Annotated in this window: 4 protein-coding genes; 3 read left to right on the top strand and 1 reads right to left on the bottom strand. The window is 73.5% G+C overall.

Going from position 1 to position 5129, the window contains the following annotated elements:
• Nucleotides 1-971: TspO/MBR family protein (locus PKA89_RS20175; protein ID WP_324422648.1), on the bottom strand; the 971-nt coding region annotated here is incomplete at its 3' end.
• Nucleotides 972-1050: 79 nt separating this feature from the next.
• Between PKA89_RS20175 and PKA89_RS20170 the strand changes: the two genes are divergently transcribed.
• The 3 genes from PKA89_RS20170 to PKA89_RS20160 all read left to right on the top strand — a co-directional run bounded on the left by PKA89_RS20170 (nt 1051) and on the right by PKA89_RS20160 (nt 5083).
• Complete coding sequence (locus PKA89_RS20170) at nt 1051-1317, top strand: ribonuclease E inhibitor RraB (protein ID WP_324422647.1); 267 nt, start codon at nt 1051-1053, stop codon at nt 1315-1317.
• Between the two features lie 129 nt (nt 1318-1446).
• Entirely contained in the window at nt 1447-4017 is a 2571-nt protein-coding gene (gene clpB, locus PKA89_RS20165) for an ATP-dependent chaperone ClpB (protein ID WP_324422645.1), read from the top strand.
• A gap of 142 nt (nt 4018-4159) precedes the next feature.
• On the top strand, nt 4160-5083 hold the full coding sequence (locus tag PKA89_RS20160; protein WP_324422643.1) for a hypothetical protein: 924 nt from the start codon (nt 4160-4162) through the stop codon (nt 5081-5083).
• Nucleotides 5084-5129: the final 46 nt, after the last annotated feature.

Genomic DNA, 5129 nt, shown 5'->3' with positions numbered 1-5129 from the left:
TCAGCCCGACCGGCGACGTCTACGCCGCCCGGCTCGGCGAGCGGCCCCGGGCCACTCGCAGCCAGGCGCTCGTCGTCTGGCGTCCCACCCGGCACTGACCCACCGGCGCTGACCATCCGGCACTGACCACTCGGCACCGACCCCCGGCGGCGCCGCCGCGTCGCCCCTCGGGCGGCGAGGCGGGGGTGCTCCTTCGCGGGGGCCGGATGGTCGGCGCCGGCGACGCGCTCCGCCGCCAGCGCGACGAGGACCGAGGACGGCTCGTCGACGAGCCGGCCCCAGGCGAGCCACGCCAGGCCCCACGCGATCGCCGCCGCCACGGCCCAGCGCCCCCGCAGCCGCCGCGCCAGCCAGGTGCCGAGCGCCGCGACGACGGCGAGGACGACGAGGGCGAGGACGACTCCCGCGACCCCGTCGAGGTCGACGCTCTCGGCGAGGGTCGCGACGACGTTGGCGAAGGTCGCGACGGACACCCATCCGAGGTAGAGGCCGAAGGTGCCGTCGACGAGGACGGTCTCGGCCGTGCCGTACGACGGAGTGGCGTCCAGCCGGGAGACGAGGACGAAGAGCGTGCCGAGCAGCGCGACGATGACGACGACACTCACCCACAGCCAGCCCTGCTGGGTGACGAGCAGCCACACCGCGTTGAGCACCATCGAGACCGCGGCGAGCCAGCCGATCGCCCGGTGCCGGCGGTCGGTCGCCTGGCCGGGCAGCCACTGCCAGACCGTGTACCCGAGCAGTCCGAGGTAGATCGGGGTCCAGATCGAGAAGGCCGGTCCGGCCGGTGCGACGTACGTGGCATCGGCGGCCAGCGCGCCGCCCGAGGACTCCTCGACGCGTGTGCCGACGACGCCGACCCCGACGAGGGTGCCGACGACGCAGAACACCTCGGCGACGGTGACCCCGACCTGGCGGAGGCGGTCGGCCGAGGTGGGGGCGGTCGAGGTCGTCGCGGTGCCGGCGCTCATGGGTCGACGCTAGCCCGACCCGCGGCCGGCAGCCCGCGGCCGGGGTGCGCCGGCGCCTCCCGCGTCCATACTTGGCCGCGTGACCGAGCACCTCATCGTCTTCCCGGACCGCGAGACCGCCGAGGACGTCGCCGACGGGCTGCGCGAGGACGGTTTCGACGACGTCCGTGTCGTCCGGGAGGCGCTGGCGGGAGAGGACGACGCCGAGGACCACGAGTGGGGGGTGTACGTGCGCGAGGAGAACGTCGTCGACGAGAGCCGGCCGGTCGCCCACGGCCTGCGCGACCGGTTCGCGGCCCTCGCCGACGAGCGCGGCGGCTGGTACGACCCCGACCCGACCGGCTGACCCGGGAACCGCCCGTGACCTCCGCCGCGTCCGCGTGGCGGCGCAGCGTTGAGCGGAATACACTCAACTTTGGTCGGCGTTGCTCCTCATGACGCCCGTACCCACCGCACGACCCAGGAGACAGCCCGGATGGAGCTCAAGCCGACGACGAAGGTCGCCGAGACCCTCGCCCTCGCCCAGCGTGCCGCGCAGACCGCCGGCCACGCCGAGGTCACCCCCGACCACCTGACCAGCGCCGCCGTCCGGCTCGACACCCCGCTCGCCGACGCCCTCCTGACCGCCGCCGGCACCGGCGCCGCGCACGTCCTCGGCCAGGCCGACGCCCGGCTGCGGGGCCTGCCGACGACGAGCGGGTCCACCGCCCAGCCGCCCACCGTCGGACGCGACGCCCTCGCGGTACTCCAGCAGGCCGACACCCTGATGCGCGCCAAGGGCGACAGCTACCTCGCCCTCGACCTCCTCCTCCTCGCGCTCGCCGAGACCGGCCACCTCGCGGCCGTCGAGAAGCGCGGGGCCGCCGACATGGAGCGGCGCATCGAGGAGCTGCGCGGCGGCCGCACCGTCACCTCCGAGACTCCGGTCGAGGGCGGGGAGGCGCTGGCCCAGTACGGAACCGACCTCACCCAGGCCGCCCGCGACGGCAAGCTCGACCCGGTCATCGGCCGTGACGCCGAGATCCGCCGCGTCGTCCAGGTGCTCTCCCGGCGCACGAAGAACAACCCGGTCCTCATCGGTGAGCCCGGCGTCGGCAAGACCGCCGTCGTCGAGGGGCTGGCCCAGCGCATCGTCGACGGTGACGTCCCGGAGTCGTTGCGCGACAAGCGACTCGTCAGCCTCGACCTCGGGGCGATGGTCGCCGGCGCGAAGTACCGCGGCGAGTTCGAGGAGCGCCTCAAGGCAGTCCTCGAGGAGATCAAGAACAGCGACGGCCAGGTCGTCACGTTCATCGACGAGCTGCACACCGTCGTCGGCGCCGGCGCCACCGGCGAGTCCGCGATGGACGCCGGCAACATGCTCAAGCCGATGCTCGCCCGCGGCGAGCTGCGGCTCGTCGGCGCGACCACCCTCGACGAGTTCCGCGAGCACATCGAGAAGGACCCCGCGCTCGAGCGCCGCTTCCAGCAGGTCTTCGTCGGCGAGCCCTCGGTCGAGGACACCATCGCCATCCTCCGCGGGCTCAAGGAGCGCTACGAGGCGCACCACAAGGTCGAGATCGAGGACTCCGCGCTCGTCGCGGCGGCCGCCCTGTCCGACCGGTACATCACCGGTCGCCAGCTGCCGGACAAGGCGATCGACCTCGTCGACGAGGCCGCGTCCCGGCTGCGGATGGAGATCGACTCCAGCCCGGTCGAGATCGACGTCCTGCGCCGCCAGGTCGACCGGCTGAAGATGGAGGAGCTGCACCTCGGCCGCGAGACCGACGAGGCGTCCCAGGAGCGGCTCGAGCGGCTGCGCGCCGACCTCGCCGACGCCACCGAGGAGCTCGACGCCCTCAACGCGCGGTGGGAGGCCGAGAAGGAGGGCCTCAACCGGGTCGGCGACCTCAAGGCCCGGCTCGACGACCTGCGCACCCAGGCCGACCGGCTCCAGCGCGAGGGCGACTACGAGAGCGCCTCCCGGCTGCTCTACGGCGACATCCCCGCGCTGCAGACCGAGGTCGAGGCCGCGCAGGCGGCCGAGTCCGCGCTCGGGGGAGCCGATCTCATGGTCAAGGAGCGGGTCGGCGCCGACGACATCGCCGAGGTCATCTCGGCCTGGACCGGCATCCCCGCGGGGCGGCTGCTCCAGGGCGAGACCGAGAAGCTGCTCTCGATGGAGTCGATCATCGGGTCGCGGCTGATCGGGCAGGGCGAGGCGGTCCGGGCCGTCTCGGACGCCGTGCGCCGCAGCCGGGCCGGCATCGCCGACCCCGACCGCCCCACCGGTTCCTTCCTCTTCCTCGGCCCGACCGGCGTCGGCAAGACCGAGCTCGCCAAGTCGCTCGCCGACTTCCTCTTCGACGACGAGCGGGCGATGGTCCGGCTCGACATGTCCGAGTACTCCGAGCGGCACGCGGTGGCCCGGCTCATCGGCGCGCCACCGGGATACGTCGGCTACGAGGAGGGCGGCCAGCTCACCGAGGCGGTGCGCCGCCGCCCGTACTCGGTGCTGCTCCTCGACGAGGTCGAGAAGGCACACCCGGAGACCTTCGACATCCTGCTCCAGGTCCTCGACGACGGCCGGCTCACCGACGGCCAGGGGCGCACGGTCGACTTCCGCAACGTCATCCTCGTCATGACGAGCAACCTCGGGTCGCAGTACCTGCTCGACCCGACGCTCGACCGCGAGGCGCGGCGCAACGCGGTGATGTCGGCGGTCCGCGGCGCGTTCAAGCCCGAGTTCCTCAACCGGCTCGACGAGGTCGTCGTCTTCGACCCGCTCTCCCGCGAGGAGCTCGGCCGCATCGTCGACCTCCAGGTGCGGGCCCTCTCCACGCGGCTGCACGACCGCCGCATCGCGCTCGAGGTCACCGACGAGGCGAAGGCGTGGCTCGCGGCGACCGGGTACGACCCGGCCTTCGGGGCCCGACCGCTGCGCCGGCTCGTCCAGCGCGAGATCGGCGACCGGCTCGCGACGGCCCTCCTCGCCGGCGAGGTGCGGGACGGCGACACCGTGCGGGTGCGGCTCGCCGACGACGGCGACCACCTCGCCCTCCACTGACGTCCCAGCCCGCGGACGGTCCGGGCGGTGCGCAGCCGCCACCGGTTGCGAGGTCTCGCGAAAGGCGCGCGCGGCGGCGCGCGGCGGTCTACAGTCCCTGCGTAGCGTCTGTCTGGACGCTCGTCGAGGGAGGAAAACCACCATGTCACGTCGCACCCTGCGTCGCGCCGCGGTCGTGGCCGCGTGCGCGGCCGTCGTCGCGGGCCTCGCGCTCCCGGCCTCAGCCGCGCAGCCGGATCGGGCCAACGTCAACCAGCGCAGCCAGTCCGTCGCCTCGGTGGCCTCCGTGGCCACGGCCACGGCGTCGGTGATCCCGGCCGACTGTGGCGTGATCTTCCACCGGGCCACCGCCGGCGCGCTCTACTACGGGACCGTCGTCGGGGGCCGTGCGGGTGCGGGGACGGTCGGTGCCCTGACCTTCGGCAGCAGCACCGAGACCCCGGTCGCCATGGCGTACGTACGCACGCTGTCGACGGCGCCGCAGTCCGAGCAGTACATCGCCACGCTCGCCGACGGCAGCCTCTGGGAGGTGCTCGCCCCGCTGGCCAGCGACGCGGTCACCACGCGGATGATCTCGACGGGCGGGTGGGGTGCGATGCGCGAGCTCGTCACCGGTGACTCCTCCTACATCTACGGTCTCACCACCTCGGGTGGGCTCTACCGCTACACGCTCTCGACCGGCGGCGTCATCCGCAGCGCGGGCAGCATCGCGACCGGGGGCTGGGGCGGCGTCCGCTCCCTCACCTGGGCCGGTGGCGGCACCTTCTACGGCGGCAAGGTCGACAGCCTCGTCGCGCTCAGCGCCAGCGGCGCACTCATGGAGTACCTCATCCGCACCGACACGCGCGCCCCCCGCGGCTTCGTCCTCCGCTCCTCCGGCTGGGGTGGCTTCCAGCGGATCTCCGTCGGTGCGTGCACGAAGTCCTCGTCGCGGCCGATCTCGGGGGTCACGCCCCTGGGCGACCTGTACGCCTACCTCGACACCAACGGGTTCAACCTGACCGGCAGCGACATCCGCGGCGCCGGCAAGGTGGGCCACGGTTTCGTCGGTCTGCTGTTCGACTGATATGTAGCGGTTTCCTGTCAAGTGGGCAGGGTGAGGCGCCGCCGGG

This window comes from Phycicoccus sp. (assembly GCF_035325325.1).
GTDB lineage: Bacteria > Actinomycetota > Actinomycetes > Actinomycetales > Dermatophilaceae > Phycicoccus.
The sequence above is the reverse complement of the archived record's forward strand: the minus strand, read 5'-3'. Positions and strand labels throughout refer to the sequence as shown.